The sequence below is a fragment of the Paenibacillus sp. FSL F4-0087 genome (assembly GCF_038020215.1).
Classification (GTDB): Bacteria; Bacillota; Bacilli; order Paenibacillales; family Paenibacillaceae; genus Paenibacillus; species Paenibacillus taichungensis.
In genome coordinates this window covers 1,609,543-1,625,830 of sequence record NZ_JBBODJ010000001.1, presented here as the reverse complement: position 1 = coordinate 1,625,830, position 16,288 = coordinate 1,609,543, and the positions used below count along the sequence as shown (strand labels likewise).

Annotated in this window: 15 protein-coding genes; 12 read left to right on the top strand and 3 right to left on the bottom strand. The window is 47.8% G+C overall.

What is annotated here, in order from left to right; all coding sequences use genetic code 11:
• Window positions 1–231 precede the first annotated feature (231 nt).
• The 7 genes from MHB84_RS07765 to MHB84_RS07735 all read left to right on the top strand — a co-directional run bounded on the left by MHB84_RS07765 (window position 232) and on the right by MHB84_RS07735 (window position 8,947).
• Window positions 232–2,211: a CotH kinase family protein gene (locus MHB84_RS07765; protein WP_076290280.1), complete on the top strand. Its 1,980-nt coding sequence runs from the start codon at window positions 232–234 to the stop codon at window positions 2,209–2,211.
• A 106-nt stretch (window positions 2,212–2,317) separates the two neighbouring features.
• Complete coding sequence (locus MHB84_RS07760) at window positions 2,318–2,962, top strand: Vat family streptogramin A O-acetyltransferase (protein WP_076290279.1); 645 nt, start codon at window positions 2,318–2,320, stop codon at window positions 2,960–2,962.
• Between the two features lie 232 nt (window positions 2,963–3,194).
• A complete protein-coding gene (locus MHB84_RS07755) occupies window positions 3,195–5,006 on the top strand; it encodes an ABC transporter substrate-binding protein (protein WP_076290278.1) in 1,812 nt (603 codons plus the stop codon).
• Between the two features lie 89 nt (window positions 5,007–5,095).
• Window positions 5,096–6,106, top strand: coding sequence for an ABC transporter permease (locus MHB84_RS07750; RefSeq protein ID WP_063567843.1), 1,011 nt, complete (start codon window positions 5,096–5,098; stop codon window positions 6,104–6,106).
• Window position 6,107: 1 nt separating this feature from the next.
• On the top strand, window positions 6,108–6,944 hold the full coding sequence (locus tag MHB84_RS07745; RefSeq protein WP_076290277.1) for an ABC transporter permease: 837 nt from the start codon (window positions 6,108–6,110) through the stop codon (window positions 6,942–6,944).
• 4 nt (window positions 6,945–6,948) lie between these two features.
• Window positions 6,949–8,085: an ABC transporter ATP-binding protein gene (locus MHB84_RS07740; RefSeq protein WP_083678983.1), complete on the top strand. Its 1,137-nt coding sequence runs from the start codon at window positions 6,949–6,951 to the stop codon at window positions 8,083–8,085.
• 61 nt (window positions 8,086–8,146) lie between these two features.
• Window positions 8,147–8,947, top strand: coding sequence for an ABC transporter ATP-binding protein (locus tag MHB84_RS07735; protein ID WP_076290276.1), 801 nt, complete (start codon window positions 8,147–8,149; stop codon window positions 8,945–8,947).
• 280 nt (window positions 8,948–9,227) lie between these two features.
• On the opposite strand, the gene MHB84_RS07730 is transcribed toward MHB84_RS07735, so the two are convergent.
• Both MHB84_RS07730 and MHB84_RS07725 read right to left on the bottom strand, forming a co-directional pair.
• A complete protein-coding gene (locus tag MHB84_RS07730) occupies window positions 9,228–9,500 on the bottom strand; it encodes an HU family DNA-binding protein (protein WP_053783990.1) in 273 nt (90 codons plus the stop codon).
• Between the two features lie 74 nt (window positions 9,501–9,574).
• On the bottom strand, window positions 9,575–9,775 hold the full coding sequence (locus MHB84_RS07725; RefSeq protein ID WP_062320808.1) for a cold-shock protein: 201 nt from the start codon (window positions 9,773–9,775) through the stop codon (window positions 9,575–9,577).
• 170 nt (window positions 9,776–9,945) lie between these two features.
• On the opposite strand from MHB84_RS07725, the gene MHB84_RS07720 reads away from it, so the two are divergent.
• On the top strand, window positions 9,946–10,872 hold the full coding sequence (locus tag MHB84_RS07720) for a tyrosine-type recombinase/integrase (protein WP_076290275.1): 927 nt from the start codon (window positions 9,946–9,948) through the stop codon (window positions 10,870–10,872).
• A gap of 63 nt (window positions 10,873–10,935) precedes the next feature.
• Here the strand turns inward: MHB84_RS07720 and MHB84_RS07715 are convergent, their stop codons facing one another.
• The gene (locus tag MHB84_RS07715; RefSeq protein ID WP_076290274.1) at window positions 10,936–11,457 is read right to left on the bottom strand and encodes a hypothetical protein; all 522 of its coding nucleotides are present in this window, start codon (window positions 11,455–11,457) and stop codon (window positions 10,936–10,938) included.
• A 216-nt stretch (window positions 11,458–11,673) separates the two neighbouring features.
• On the opposite strand from MHB84_RS07715, the gene MHB84_RS07710 reads away from it, so the two are divergent.
• Genes MHB84_RS07710 through MHB84_RS07695 form a run of 4 tightly spaced genes read left to right on the top strand, consistent with a single transcriptional unit; the run spans window position 11,674 to window position 16,272 of the window.
• Complete coding sequence (locus MHB84_RS07710; RefSeq protein WP_076290273.1) at window positions 11,674–13,293, top strand: response regulator; 1,620 nt, start codon at window positions 11,674–11,676, stop codon at window positions 13,291–13,293.
• The gene (locus tag MHB84_RS07705; protein WP_341143101.1) at window positions 13,274–13,444 is read left to right on the top strand and encodes a hypothetical protein; all 171 of its coding nucleotides are present in this window, start codon (window positions 13,274–13,276) and stop codon (window positions 13,442–13,444) included. Before MHB84_RS07710 ends, MHB84_RS07705 begins: the two co-directional genes overlap by 20 nt.
• The gene (locus tag MHB84_RS07700) at window positions 13,425–15,104 is read left to right on the top strand and encodes a cache domain-containing sensor histidine kinase (RefSeq protein ID WP_445322123.1); all 1,680 of its coding nucleotides are present in this window, start codon (window positions 13,425–13,427) and stop codon (window positions 15,102–15,104) included. Before MHB84_RS07705 ends, MHB84_RS07700 begins: the two co-directional genes overlap by 20 nt.
• Window positions 15,094–16,272 carry a substrate-binding domain-containing protein gene (locus MHB84_RS07695; protein ID WP_179087187.1) on the top strand — a complete coding sequence of 393 codons (1,179 nt, stop codon included), beginning with the start codon at window positions 15,094–15,096 and terminating at the stop codon, window positions 16,270–16,272. Before MHB84_RS07700 ends, MHB84_RS07695 begins: the two co-directional genes overlap by 11 nt.
• The last annotated feature ends 16 nt before the right edge of the window (window positions 16,273–16,288 follow it).

Below are 16,288 nucleotides of genomic sequence, written 5' to 3'. Positions count from 1 at the left end.
GGATTTTTTCCCTTGGACAAAGGGAATGATGAAAATCTGGGGATAAGAGCGATCGGAAAATGGTACTGCAATCGGAGTGATAAGGTGTAACATTTATAGTTCAGCTTATGTAGCCTGATGGGCTACTTTTTGTTGTGAATCATTGATTTAAGATTCATTAAAGGTTTGTCCTCTACCATGGTTTCATAAGCCTAAGGTGCTTAACAGAAACCAAGAAGGAGGATTCATCATTTGAATAGTTTACTACGTAAAGTTGCAGTAACGGCCTTGTCCGTGACGATGGTAACAACATCTTCTTTTGCTTTGGTAGGAAGCCCAAACGCTGCGTTTGCCGCTGAGGATACGAGCAGTACAGGCGTCGCGCAAGCCTATGAATCGTTGTTCCAAACGGACAACGTCATTGATGTGAATGTTACGATTGATGATGCAGACTGGAAGAGCATGCTCGAAAGCCCGCTGGATAAGGATTATAAGAAGGTCAGTGTGGAAGTGGACGGCAACAAGCTGGATAACGTTGGTTTCTCCACCAAGGGTAATCTGACTTTGAATTCCGTAGCCTCGATGCAAGATTCCGACCGTTACAGCTTCAGACTGAAGTTCGATAAATACGACAAAACACAATCCCTGCTCGGTCTGGATAAAATGGTCCTGAACAACAACTACGCCGATCCATCGTACATGCGTGAAGTTCTTCATTATGAAGCGCTGCGCAGCATTGGCATGGATGTACCGATGACGAACTACGTAAATCTGTATATCAACGGCGAACTGGTTGGTTTCTATACCGGGGTCGAAGCAGTAGATGACAGTTACCTGGAACGCAATTACGGTGAAGATTATGAGGACGGTGTCCTCTACGATACGGATGAGAAGAGTTACCTGCAATATTCAGAAGGCAGTGACTACAGCACCATCACCGAAGATTTGGGTACGGACGAGAATAAAACCAAACTCAAAAACTTCATCAAAACGCTGAATGACATGCCTGAAGGTGAAAAAGGTGATATCGAGAGTGTGCTGGATGTGGATTCGGCACTGAAATATATCGCGGGCAACATGGTCTTTGGCAACTATGACAGCTATAGCGGCGACAAAGGGCATAACTACATGCTCTACGGCGATGCGGATGGCAAATTCACAGTTGTACCTTGGGACTTTAACATGTCCTTTAATGGATACTCCGGTGGAGGCGGACGTGGAACAGCAGGATCAACGACGACCAACACCAACGCAACGAACGTATCTGTGGACGAGCCAGTACTGGGCATTAGCATGGAAAATGTACCGATGATCAACAACCTGCTGGCCGTGCCTGAGTATAAGGAAAAATACTTGAGCTACGTCAATGAGTTGACGGATTATATGGAAGGCATTCAGGACCGTATCACAGGTCTGGCTGATATCATTCGTCCATATGTAGAAGCAGATCCAACGAAATTCTACACAACTGAGCAGTTTGAATCCAACATTGCATACTCTGCCAACGCTGATGCAACAGGCGGTATGGGTGGCATGGGTGGTACACCACCAGAAGGATTCGAAGGCATGACACCACCAGAGGGCATGGAAGGTATGACGCCTCCGGAAGGTTTTGAAGGCATGACAACTCCCGATGGTACAACACCGCCGGATGGCACAACGGGAACAGGAACAACAGACAGCACAGGCAATACCCAGACACGTCCTGGCGGTAACTTTGGCGGAGGCGGAGGTATGGGCTCCATGGCAGCGGGATCGCTGACGACGTTTGCCCTGAACCGACTTGCCAATCTGCAAGAGCAGCTTGGACGTGAAGTAACACCTTTGCCTGAGACATCCGAAGATACGGGCACGGATAACGGAACAGGAACAACAGACAAAGCAATTACTGTATCCCTTGATGGAAAAGCGATTACGTTCCCGGATCAGGACCCGCTAGAGCAAAGTGGCCGGGTCATGGTACCCGTGAACGCCATCCTTGAAGCTCTGGGTGCAGAAGTAACATGGGACAAAACAGCGAAAACGGTAACAGCCGTTCTGAATGACCAGACGCTTGTGCTCCAGATCGGAAGCAGCACGGCAACGGTGAATGGTGAAACGCTCGAAATCGATGCACCAGCGATTATCAAGAATAGTCGCACACTTGTGCCGGTACGCTTCATCTCTGAAGGACTGGGACTGACCGTGGATTGGGATCAAACGGCTGCACAAGTCACACTTACATCTAAATAAGAAATTTCTCCGGTAGAGTAACGTTGTTCTATGGAGAATGAGAAAAGGGATTCGATGGTCAGATCGAATCCCTTTTTGGTACAATGAGGAAAAGGAGGGAACACATATGGCTCCCGATAAAACGAAACTCTTCCCTAATGATAATATTCGTACCGTTTGTTACATTCAAAATTTGCCGCCGCGCTCTAATGTGTTGATCGGTGATTATACGTATTATAGTGACAACAGTCGTCCACCCGAGCAATTTTATGACCGCATTCAGCATCATTATGATTTCCTGGGTGATCGTCTGGTGATCGGTAAATTCTGTGCAATTGCCGAAGGTGTGACATTCATTATGAATGGTGCCAATCATCGGATGGAGGGGATGACGACGTATCCCTTCAATATTTTTGGTGGTGGTTGGGAGAGAGTAACTCCTACGCTGGATCAGCTGCCTTTTAAGGGAGACACAGTATTGGGCAATGACGTCTGGATTGGACAAAATGTAACCATCATGCCGGGTGTCACGATTGGAGACGGTGCCATCGTCGCTTCCAATGCGACACTCACCAAGGACATCGAGCCTTACACCATTGTGGGTGGCAATCCAGCCAAACCAATCAAAAAGCGCTTCGACGACGAGATCATTGCTTTATTGCTGGAACTGAAATGGTGGGATCAGGATGAGGTGTGGTTGGACACACATTTGGAACGACTGGTCTCTACATACGATCGGCAGACATTGCGTGAGCTTCTGAAGAGCAGGTAGGTTGGTGTACGTGAATTGATATGTAAAAAAATGAGGTTATCGCTGGTTCCTTACGGAGCCGGCTTTTTCATTTTGGATTTTATATTTCCATAATCACTTGTTTGGTATGTCCCCATAAAAAATGCCTCATCATTGAGAAAAGAGATGGAATGTTTGGTGTGAGATAAGTCATAGAATAACTTTAAGTAAGCGCTTCCAATAACATCAATATGAATTCACGGAGGGGTTCAGAATGCGATTTAAAAGAGCTGCCACACCGCTCGTCGCTCTGTTCATGTCGGTCACATTGTTTGCCGGATGCCAAAGTGTTCAGCCACCATCAGTAAGCGAACCACAAGGGACGGTGGATACACCGACCACGACAACCCAGAACGAACCTGCACCACAGACCAACAAGGAGACTCCGCGTAATGAGACCTTGTATATCAATGGATTGCAATGGGGGCCACCAACCAACTTCAATCTGTTGAGCGGAAATCCCGCATTCCCAGTGAATTACGGCAACTCCAGGGAACTGGTGTACGAGACACTGTTTATGGTGAACCAGCTTGACGGTGGCCTTGAACCTCTCTTGGGCAATTCGTATGAATGGACTGATGAAACCACGCTGCGCATTGAGTTGAATGCGGATGCGAAGTGGAGCGATGGAACGGCTTTTACAGCAGATGATGTTGTGTACACCTATGAATTGGGCAAAAAATACGATATCAACTGGAGCAGCTTCTGGACCTACATCAGTGAAGTGAAAGCGGATGGAGCGCAGGCCGTGGAAATTAAACTGAATCCTGATAACCCCAACAAGCTGACTGTACTGGACAGCATTGAACTGATCCCGATGCTGCCGAAGCATATCTGGGAAGAGATCGAGAAGAAGAACAATAATGATCTGACCGCGATTCGCAAAGAGGTTAATGATAATCCGGTGGGAACCGGAGCATATAAGCTTCACTTTTACAACGACCAGAAAATTACGATTGTACGTGACGACAACTACTGGGGACAAAAATTGTTCGGCAAGCTGCCTGCACCGAAGTACATCACCCATGTAATCTACAAGGATAATGCCGCAGGAGATCTGGCGTTCAAGAGTGGGCAAGTGGACGTCTCCCAGCAGTTCATCCCTCAAGTGTGGAAGATGTGGGAAGGCGGGGCTGCTGTCAAAACGTATCTGAAAGATGCGCCGTATTATCTGCCCGGTTCCATGCCAAGCATTTTCTTCAATCTGTCCAAAGCCGGACTCGATAATGCTGACGTTCGCCGTGCAATAGCCATGAGCATCAACTATGAAAAAATTTCGGAGCTGGCCATGAGCGGATATTCCGCACCAATGCAGCCTTCCCTGACCTTGAACTCGGACGCCGAGTCCAAATATATTGACCAAGATGCCATCAAGTCTTTGCAGTGGACGATGGATATTGAAGGAGCCAACGCTCTGCTCGACAAGATTGGAGCAACCAAAGGCAAAGACGGCATCCGTGTTCTTAACGGCACACGCCTCGGACCTTTCGAGGTTGAATGTCCTTACGGCTGGTCTGACTGGAACGCTGCCCTGGAGATCGTAGCGCAGAGCGCCAAGGCCATAGGGATTGAAATTCGTACCAAATTCCCGGAATCCCCGGTATGGACCAATGATCTGCAAACCGGCAAATTCGATATCATCATGAACACACCTGCAGGCGGGGTCAGCCCAAGCCAGCCATGGAACCGCGCGATGACAATCATGTACTCCAATGGGGTTGCCCCAATGGGTGAGATGGCATTCTGGAACTGGGGACGTTATCAAAATGACCGTGCAGACGCCATTATTGAAGAGATTCCATCTGTGTCTGACGAGGCGAAGCTGAAGTCACTGTATACCGAACTAAATACGATCTGGCTGAAAGATATCCCTTCCATTCCGCTGATGTACAGACCATGGGTGTTTGACACGGTGAACGAATCAGTCTGGAAAGGTTTCCCGACCGAAGGAGATGGAACCAACATTCCGCCGCAAATCTCGATGGACGGTGCAGGTATTAAGGCATTGTATCAGATCCACAATTAAGGAACTCATATTGAATCAGGACATGATGAAGTGACACGCCACTTCAGACATAAGGCCCTTATCCGCTAAACTCGGGGGTGCTAAATCCTATGAATGCCTATTCCAGATATGTCGCCAAAAAAGTATTCTGGTACGGCCTGACCCTGGTCATCGCCATCGGACTGAATTTTATTTTGCCAAGACTGATTGAAGGTAACCCGGTGAGCATGATCGCTTCCAAAATGACGTCAGGGATGACCGACTCGGATTCCATCAAGCGGGTGTATGAGACATTTACGGTTGAATTCGGCATTGATCAACCACTATGGACCCAATTCGGCATCTATTTGAAAAATCTGTTCACTGGCAATCTGGGCACGTCCTTTGGACTGTATCCGAAGCCTGTGACGGACATTCTGGCCTCCGCCGTCCCTTGGACGGTGGGGCTTCAACTTCCGGCCATCCTGGTCGGCTGGATCATTGGTAATTTGCTCGGTGCGATTGCAGCGTACCGGAAGGGTGTTTTTGATAAAGTGCTGTTTCCGGTAGCATTGTTTATCAATTCCATTCCTTTTTTTACTCTGGCTATTATTATGCTGTATGTCTTTGCGTTATCACTAAAATGGTTCCCTTTATCAGGCGGATATGACTTCCAGATGGTGCCACAGCTGAGCTTCGACTTCATCATGTCCGTGGTTCGCCACCATACCTTGCCGTTTCTCTCCATTGTGCTTGTGACCATTGGTGGTCAGGCCATTGGCATGCGGGAGATGTCCATCTATGAGCTGAATTCAGACTATGTGTTATACAGCAAACTGCTGGGTATTCGCGACGGCCGAATTGCGCGTTATGTGTTCCGTAACGCCATGCTGCCGCAAATTACGGGACTTGCGCTCTCCATCGGTACGATGGTCGGCGGTTCACTCATCTGTGAGATTGTCTTCAGTTATCCGGGCATCGGCACATGGTTGTTCACGGCCATAAGGCAGCTGGATTATCCACTAATCTCGGGGTGTACGCTGCTGATTGCCATTGCTGTATTGCTTGCGAATTTCACTATTGATGTCATCTACGGTTTCATTGACCCGCGCATCAAGGCCGCTCAAATGGAGGAACAGTGATATGAAGCATTCGATCTCTATTTTGCTGAAGTCACCCAAATTCATGATCGGTGCGGTGACTTTTGTCGGCATGCTGCTCTTGGTTACGATCTACCCGCTCATTAATCGCAGTGACCCCCTTGAGATGATTGCAATGGCGTTCCAGCCACCTGGCGATGGCCTGTTATTAGGATCGGACAATTTTGGACGGGACATCTTCCTTGAATTGATGTATGGCATCCGGACATCCGTACGTGTGGGGCTGATTGCAGGTGTGTTTGCTACCGTTATCGGTTTGGTTATGGGCCTGGTGTCGGGATACATCGGGGGAATGCTGGATAACTTTCTGACGGCGATCACCAATATTTTCATTGTTATTCCTTCGTTCATCATCCTGATCTTGATCTCGGTCAGCATTGATTCACGCAGTTCCCTAGTGACGGCGATCATTATCGGTATAACCAGCTGGCCTTGGACGGCCCGGGCTGTGCGAGCCCAGACGACATCTCTGCGCAGCCGGGATCATGTGCATATTGCGAAAATTTCGGGACACAGTACGCCGCGAATCATTATCCATGAGATTTTGCCGTATATCGCGTCTTATGTGGTGATGGCTTTTGTGCTCCAGACGGCATCGGGCATTCTATCCGAAGCTTCCATCTCCATGCTGGGACTGGGGCCGTATAATACGATCTCGCTCGGCATTCTGATGAACTGGGCACTTGTGTTTGAAGCGCCGGTAGCAGGGGCGTGGTGGGCTTTCATTCCTGCGGCGCTGGCGATTGCCGTCATTACCTTCTCGCTTTATCTGATGAATACGGGCATGGACGAAATTTTCAATCCGAAAATAAGGAGCTAAGGCCATGAACCAACCTATACTTCAGGTCAGCGGTCTGAAAACCTATTACCGTACCCGGCTCAAGGAGAACGTCTTTGCCGTCGACGGGGTGGAGTTCGGACTGAAAGAGGGGCAGACGCTGGGCATTGCAGGTGAATCGGGCTGTGGAAAATCAACGCTGGCGCTCAGCCTGATGGGCTTTTATTTCCCGCCCCTTCATTATGGCAGTGGTTCGATCCGCATCAATGGTACCGATATTATGCAGCTGAACAAAGAGCAGCTTCGTTCGCGCATTCTGGGCAAGGAAATTGCTTATATTCCGCAGGCAGCCATGAATGCACTGAACCCAACGCTGCGTATTATCAGGTTTATTGAAGATATCATGAAGGAGCATCGTCCGGAGATGAAACGGTCGGATGTGCGAAAGATGGCTACGGAGCGCTTCCAATCACTGAACCTGTCGCCGGATGTGCTGGATATGTATCCAAATGAATTGTCCGGCGGCATGAAGCAGCGAACGGTTATCGCTATCTCAACGATTCTGAATCCCAATGTGCTTATTGCGGATGAACCTACTTCGGCACTGGATGTAACCTCCCAGAAGGCGGTCATTCGTCTGTTGAAGGATTTGTTGAAGCGCAAAGTAATCAAATCACTGGTGTTCATCACACATGAGCTGCCGTTGCTGTACCATGTCACGGATGAAATTATGGTGATGTATGCCGGGGAGATTGTGGAACGAGGCACGGCAGAGCAGATGATTTTCAATCCGTTGCATCCGTACACTCGCAAGCTGATGGGTTCCATCATTGTTCCGGAAGAGGGCATGAAGGAGCATAAATTGGCGGCGATTCCCGGTGCGCCACCGAATCTGAAGAATGTGCCGGAAGGCTGCCGCTTTGCAGAGCGCTGTACACTGGTGACCGACGAGTGCCGCCAAGGGAAAATTGAGAACATTCAAGTCGATGGGCGCATATATCGCTGTCTTCTGACACCGGAGATGCTGGAGCAGATCAGGGAGCAGGAGCAGGACGGTCACTTTGAGCAGGAGAGCATTAACGAACATTCCCAGGAGACGAAACAAAATCAGGAGGAAAGCGGCTTAAACAAAGATGTAATCCAAGATGTTCGAACTGCCACAGATGATAGTGCAGACCAATGAAACGATTCTCTCTGGGTTTTAATGGGCTCGGATCAAGGCTCCCCGAAAGGAGTGAGGTAGTATGGCGATGGGCAAGGTACTGATCAGCGGCCGCCATCTGACCAAGGTGTACGGTACAGGCAATCGCAAAAAGGCAGCGGTGGACGATGTGAGCTTTGATTTTCATGAAGGGGAGATTATCTCCATTGTCGGAGAGAGCGGCAGTGGCAAGACGACACTCGCGAAAATGATCATGGGTTTGCTCAAGGAAACGGGTGGAGCGATCGAATACGATGGCAAGCCTAGACAACTGAAGCGGTATCGTGAGCGTAAAGCCTATTGGAAGGATATCCAGGCCATTTTCCAGGACCCGTTCTCTTCGTTCAACGTATTTCACCGGGTGGAAAAGCTGCTGGTAGACTGTATCAAACTTCAGGGATTGAAGCTGAACAAGGACGAGGAATATGCCAAAATGAAGGAAGCCTGTTCTTTCGTCAACTTGAAGTTCGAAGAGTTATATAACAAATATCCGTTTGAACTGTCCGGTGGACAGATGCAACGGCTCATGATTGCCCGCATTTTCATGCTGCATCCTAAGGTGTTGATCGCCGATGAACCGACGTCCATGGTGGATGCATGCTCGCGTTCAACGATTCTGGATATGCTGCTCAAGCTGCGCGACGAGAACCGCATGACCATTGTGTTTATTACGCACGACGTAGGTCTGGCTTATTATGTGAGCGACACGATCTGTATTATGGAGTATGGACGAATGGTGGAGGCGGGGAGAGCGGAGGAAGTTATTCACCATGCGGAGCATCCTTATACCAAACAATTAATCAATGACGTACCCAAAATTCATTCTCCCTGGGTGCTCGATTGACACAAAAAACACAAATCAAGCCCTGGACCGTTTTGAGCGGAACAGGGCTTCTTATTGTCCAAGATGAAAGGTTCATTTTAGCGAGTGGGTGGTTGTGGCGTCTGTGCAGACTCTGTTGATGGGGGTGTTGAATGGGTGTGTTCTTCCGCGTTATTCTGGTTTGTCTGCTTGCCGGAATAATAGTTAATGATATCATCAACCGTAGAAAACACGAAATTTACATCAAAATGTTCATTGTGTGTTTGAATAAAAACCTCTTTTCCAATCTTGTTGTTGCTGTTTAGTTTAAAGCTTCTTTCATGGTTAATCCTGCAGTGAATACGGGAACTTTACCTGCTGGAAGTTGAATTTCCTTACCAGTTCGACGGCTTTTCCCCATACGTGCTTCACGATTACGCACTTCGAATTTGCCGAATCCAACCAGTTGAACCTCTTTGCCTTCTTTTAATGCTTCCAAAATCGAATCCAGTACAACTGTTACGGCCTTTTCAGCGTTCTTTTTGGAGAATCCGCCGTTTTTGGCTACTTCTGTGATCAATTGTTCTTTATCCATTTGTCATACCTCGCTTTTCGTTTTTGGATGTAATAAAACAAAAAGCTGCCTTGTACAAGGCAGCTTTAATATAATTAAACTTTAGTAACGTTCTCAGCCTGTGGACCACGGTTACCTTGAGTTACTTCGAATTGGACGCGTTGTCCTTCATCCAATGTTTTGAAACCGTCGCCTTGAATTGCACTGAAATGAACGAATACGTCTGTTCCTTCTTCAGTTTCGATAAAGCCAAATCCTTTGTCCGCGTTAAACCATTTCACTGTACCTGTTTGCATGTAGTTCCTCCAAAAAATAAGTTTTTAAACGACCATTTTGAAAAGGCTAATTTTAGAAATCAACGCTAATCAGGTATATTCAACCCACAGACTTGATGTCCGCTAATGTATCGATTAATATGATAATACCATGTCCGCTAATATAAGTCAAGATTTGGAGGTTTTTTCTAATGGATAAGGTATCTGGTACTTCGGTACAAGGGGAAATGGTTGTTCAGGAATTCATACATATGCTTACGATCCAGGGAGAATTGACTCCCAAAACCTTGAAGGAATATGCGAGTGATTTGAAGCATTTTACCGAATGGTATAAAGGGAATGATTCTCGGGGTGAAGAGATTTCATTTCATATCGAAGAAGTGCATACATCGACTTTGGTCAGTTACCGGGAAGATTCTCAAAAAGTAATGCAATTGAAGCCATCTACCATTAATCGCAGACTGATTACATTGAAGCGTTTTTTTAAGTGGGCTGCATCGGAATCCAGGATCAACAGTGATCCTTCCAAACCTTTGAAATTCATTCCGGAAGACAAGGTCAGCCCCCGCCGAATGACAACTGAGGAAGAACAATCATTCATATCTGCGGTCGAGGACGGCAACTCGCTTCGGGATCAGACCATCCTTACACTCATGTATCATACCGGTATGAGAACGATGGAGATATGCAATCTCGCTCCCGATGATATTGAATTGGGCAAAAGAAGCGGGAAACTTACCGTACGGGCCGATAAACGAAACGGTCAACGGAAAATTCCGCTGAACATGACATGTATTGCTTTGTTGAAGATATACATGGCTGGCCTCGCACCGGGTAGTCCTTACCTGTTTCCTTCCGAGAAAACCAGTGATCGCTTAACGGAGAGGGCGCTGCGCCATTTGATCAAAAAGGTGATGACTACAGCCGGTCTGGAAGGGCTAAGTTCCCATGATCTGCGTCATCGGTTCGGATACGCTATGGCCGAGCATACACCACTGCATCAATTGGCAGAAATGATGGGACATATCAATCCGGATACCACGATGATTTATGTGAAGGGTTTAAATGCCAATCTATCTTTATCAGCAAAAGAGGATGGAGAAACGGAACCGGATTAAAGTACATGCAGAACTCTTTATAAGGGATTACGAATGGATAAGAGATCAATGCCCTGACCCACTTCAAGTGGATGAGGGCTGTTTGGTTATCCAAGAATGATTTACATCCCATTCAGGTTTGTTGTTTGCATTGATTTGCGATTCTAGTGTAATAATGGCATAGGTTCCATCATGCTTTTCCCAATAAATTATTGCCTTTGTATGATCGGGATGTAAAAGCAAGGCAGGCATGATATCCCCGGTTTCCAGCATGGTTCTTCGTTCGTTACTATAAAAGGCAGTGATGAAGGAAGAGTGCTCTTGATGGGGAAGGGTGTTTAATGAATCCTCCAAACTGTAAAACAGTTTCCATTCAGTTATATTCTCATTTTCACTATTCTCATTCAGCGTGTTACGTATCGCCTCTATTCCTCCGCTCCATGATTTTGTTAACTTCTCCTGAAGTTCTTGAGGTTGGTTCTCCCAGCGTGAAGACCTGGTGGATGCTTCTAATCGATCGGTTCGAATCGTCTCCGTGATTGCACCACTGCAAATTAATATTGCGGCAATACCGGTCGTTATCATTACGGATTTCAAGTAATTCATCAGTTAATAGACTCCTATCCTATTTCATAGTTAACCACTTTCAATAATTTACCATATGTTTGTTTGTGAGCGCACATTATATCAATCTTATCATCTCAAAAGTAAGCGATTACATAATTAAATTTATATTGTATATTATGATGGCAACCTTGGATCATATCGACATATACATTATTGCTTGGGCTTATGGCCCCTTAAATAAAGGAGGAATCTGACGTGTACCGGGTATTGCTGGTGGATGATGAAGAGGATGTACGCGAAGGGTTGGTCGTAGAGGTAGATTGGGAAGCACTCGATCTGCGCATAGTTGGTCTGGCGGAGAATGGACGAGAAGCACTGGAGATGGCGGAACGAGTGGAGCCGGATATTGTGGTAACGGATATCAGCATGCCATTTATGGATGGACTTGAACTTGCCAAAAGGCTGAGGGAACGAAATCCGCTTGTGAAAGTGGTGATTTTGACTGGATATGATGAATTCGACTACGCCCGGCAAGCGGTCTCGCTGAGTGTGGATGAATATTTATTGAAGCCTTTCTCGGCGGGACATCTGACAGAACTGCTTACAAGATTGCGTGCGCAGATGGCGGCTGAAGTGGCCGAACGAGAGGATGTACAGCAGCTGCGCGACCATTATTATACAAGCCTGCCCTTGTTACAGGCGGACCTGATGGCCACTTTGCTGCATCGGCAAAAATCGCCGGAATATATCCATGGCAAAGCAAAGCAATGTGGACTGGATCTGCACGGTGAACGTTATGGTGTATCCGTATTAACTCTGCATATGGACGGAGAACAATCCGCGGATGCGGAGCTAAAGCAGTTCGCTGCGCTAAACATTGCCGCAGAGGTATGGACGGAACATGGGGCCGGACATGCTTTTATGCATCAGGAGACGATTGTGCTGCTCTATGTAGATCGGTGGGGTGGAGAAGATGCAGAGAAACGACAGCAGCAGGCGCTGGAAAATGTAATGCGCAGCATCAATCACTATCTGCGTATCCCTGCCACTGTTGGATCGGGCTCAATCGTGAACACACTGGCAGGTGTGAAGCATGCCTATGAGGATGCACTACTGGCACTGGATTATCGGCTTGTACCGGGGACTGATCCACTTATCTATATTGCAGATGTGGAACGGCAGACGGCGGGCAAATTGCGTTTTGACGAGTTGAAGCAGCAAACGCTGACACGTTGTCTGAAAGCGGGTACGCAGGCGGAGCTGGAGGACGCGCTAGAGATCATTTTCCGGGAAATTACGGTGGAGCATGGGCGAAGTGACATTCAACTGTATCTGATTGAAGTTTTAACAAACGTTTGGAAGGCAGCCCAGGCATCGGGCGAGGCCATGGAGGACATTTTTGGGGCAGGGTTCCAGTTGTATGCCGATTTGTTCCGTTTGCCTGGGTTGTCTGAGGCGCAAGGTAAGGTGAGCGAGGTTTGTCTGCTCGTTCAACATCGCATTGCCAGCGGAAGGCAGCATGTATACAAGGATATTGTGGAACAGGCATTGTTGTTTACCAAAGAACACTACGCTGATCCGGATCTGTCCATTCAGAAAGTATGTGGGCATCTGCATATCAGCTCGGGTTATTTTTGTGGCATTTTCAAAAAAGAAGTACAGCTTACCTTTCTGCAATATCTGATGCAGATCCGGATGGAGGCGGCCAAAGAGTTGCTTCGATCCACGGAGATGAAGTCGTTTGAGATTGCTGGTCAGGTAGGCTTCGCGGAACCGAATTATTTCAGTTTTTGCTTCAAAAAACATATCGGCGTCTCGCCCAAAGAATATCGCAAACAGACTGCACTAACAGCTAGTGAAGGCACAAGTCGATGAGAACGTTTGCCGGATGGATAAGATCCCTTTGGCTCAAGCTTCGGTCCAGGCTGCGTTCATCGAGAGTCAGCAGTATCCGCTTTATTATTACGTGGTCTTTCTCTGTCTTCATTGTATTGGTGCTGACCATCATGGCGATGCTGCTGCATGACAAATTCACGCAGGCCGCGGAGCGAAGTGCGGAGCTGACGACGAGGCAGATCGTGGATCAGGTCAGTTACAATCTGGAGGATTATGTCCGCAGCATGTCGCATCTGTATCGAGCCATCGAAGAACATATGCTGCGGGATGGTACGTGGGAAGGGGATCAGGTAGATAAACAGCTCGACACGCTGCTCAGCAGCCGCGAAGATATCATCTCTATTACTTTGTTGGATTCAAAAGGGCATTTGCTCAAGAACAGACCTTCAGCTGAATTAAAACCGAGTGCGCATGTGACACAGCAAGGGTGGTTTCAATCTGCACTCCGAGTACCGGATCACCTTAGTTTCTCGCTGCCCCATATCCAGAACATGTACACAGGCCCATACAAATGGGTCGTTTCCATGAGCAAAGGCATTACTGTACGCCAAAATGGTCAGGATCGTCAGGTCATTCTGCTGGTGGATATCAACTTCAAACAAATGGACGAACTGAGCCGCCGGGTCAGTCTGGGGCAGCGGGGATACGTCTACATTATCGACGAAAGTGCGGGCAATATCGTCTACCATCCGCAGCAGCAATTAATGTACATGGGGCTCAAAAGTGAAAATATCGAACAGGCACTGGTTGCAACCGGCAGTTATGAAGATGAGGCGGATGGGCAGAAAAGGTTGAATGCAGTCAAGTCTGTCGCCAATATCGGATGGAAAATCGTAGGTGTGGCCTATCTGGATGAGATCATGACATCCCGCCAGGAGGTCAATGGATATCTGATTCGAGTACTGCTGGTTGTGCTGGTACTGGTCATCCTCGTCTCGCTATTCCTCTCTTCCAGTCTGACACGTCCGATCCGGCGGATGGAACGAAAGATGAAGGCCGTGGAGCGAGGGGATTTTAACGTGGAGCTTCCTATTGAGGGGCCACTGGAAGTGGAACGTTTATCCCGTCGTTTTAACCTGATGGTCTATAAAATCCGGACCTTGATGAATGAAATCATTCATGAACAGGAACAGAAGCGTCGGCTCGAACTGGAAGCTTTGCAGGCTCAGATCAATCCACATTTCCTTTACAACACGTTGAATTCAGTCGTGCGTATGGTGGGCATGAGCCGGAATGAGGAAGTCATTACGATGATCACTTCGTTATCCCGATTGTTTCGCATCAGTCTCAGTCAAGGCAAAACGATTATTACGGTCAGAGAAGAACTGGAGCACGCCCACCATTACCTGACGATTCAGCAAATGCGGTTCAAGCGCAAATTCAATTTCAGCATGAAGGCGGATGAGGATACGCTGGACAACCTGACACTTAAGCTGGTGCTTCAGCCACTCATTGAAAATGCCATCGTGCATGGCATTGAATATCATATGGACGAGGGATGTATTGAGATTCGTGTATACCGGGAGGACGACAAGCTGGTATTTCGTATTACGGATAATGGGGTCGGCATGACGGAAGAGCAGATGTCGAAACTTCTAATGGGCAGTCCTATCGTGAAAAGTGGTGCAGGATCAGGTGTAGCTGTACGCAATGTGCATGATCGGATCCAGCTCTATTATGGCGAAGCTTACGGTCTTGAATTTGAGAGTGAGCTGGAGGAAGGAACAACCGTCTGGATTCGGATTCCGATCCAATCGGAACGAGAGGAGGACGATGCTCATGAAAGCTAATAAGATCAATAGAATGGACTGGATGGGTCATCTAGTTATGAAAATAAACATCTGCCCTCGCGTGGAAGTCATACGGATGAGAGTTCTTCTCCTTCGTTATATGGCCATGACAGTAGCAATTTGTTGCCTGCTGTTATGTGTAGCGTGCGGTATGTCGAATGCTGATCCGGCGGGATCGCCGCCGCGTATTGCACTGATTACGCCAGCGGGAACCGGAGAACTCGCAGAAGCGATACGTCTTGGGGCCGAAGCGGCTGCCAAAGAAGCGGGAGCGGAGCTAATTACGGTGGAGGCTTTTCCCTCGGAGGGGTTAACTTACGCCCCATCCAACCCTGACTTCACAGCAGGACAGGGAAAGGTCAAGCAAGAGCATTTGCAAAATGGGACTTATCCACTGAGCGAGCGTGAACAAGCTCAGGTGGATGCGGTATCACTGGCACTGGAGCAGGGAGCATCGGCCCTGTTGATCGATCCCTTGAGTGAGAAGACACTCAGCGACATCATTCAGAAGGCACAGACTAAAGATGCCAACGGAGTGATTATCCCCGTTATTTTGCTGAATGATGAATTTCCTGTAAAAGGCATAACAAGTGTTATCTCGATAGATAACGTTGAAGCTGGACGGCAGGCGGGTCAGGCCATGGCTGTGCTTCTGGGAGGGCAAGGACGTATAGCCCTGCTTGGTCCTGATCCTGTAAATCCTGTTCTGATTAACCGGGAATTAGGGATAAAGGAATCACTGGCCCAATACCCGGACATTCATGTGGAGGCCCAATCCGTATGCAGCACCCGGGATGCTTGCTGGCAAGCGTCGAAGCAACTGCTTGACCAGCAGCAGGTGGACGGGTTGATTGCCCTTCAGGAACCTGCTTCTCTGGGGGCAGCGGATGAACTCAATCGACGTACGTCCGAGAACAATGGGAACAAGGTGAAGATTGTGGGATTTGGCAGTGAACAGCAGCAGTTAGAGCAGTTACAGGAAGGCAGAATTCAGCATTTGATTGTGCAAAATGGATTCAGTGCAGGTTATCTTGGTGTGAATCAGGCCGTTGCACGGTTGAACAACCAACAGGTGCAAGCCAGGGTAACACTGGAAACGAAGCTGGTCAGTACGGACAATATGTTTTGGATGGATAATCAGAAGTTGTTGTTTCCTTTTGTACAGTAAAGGTTCAATTGAGGAA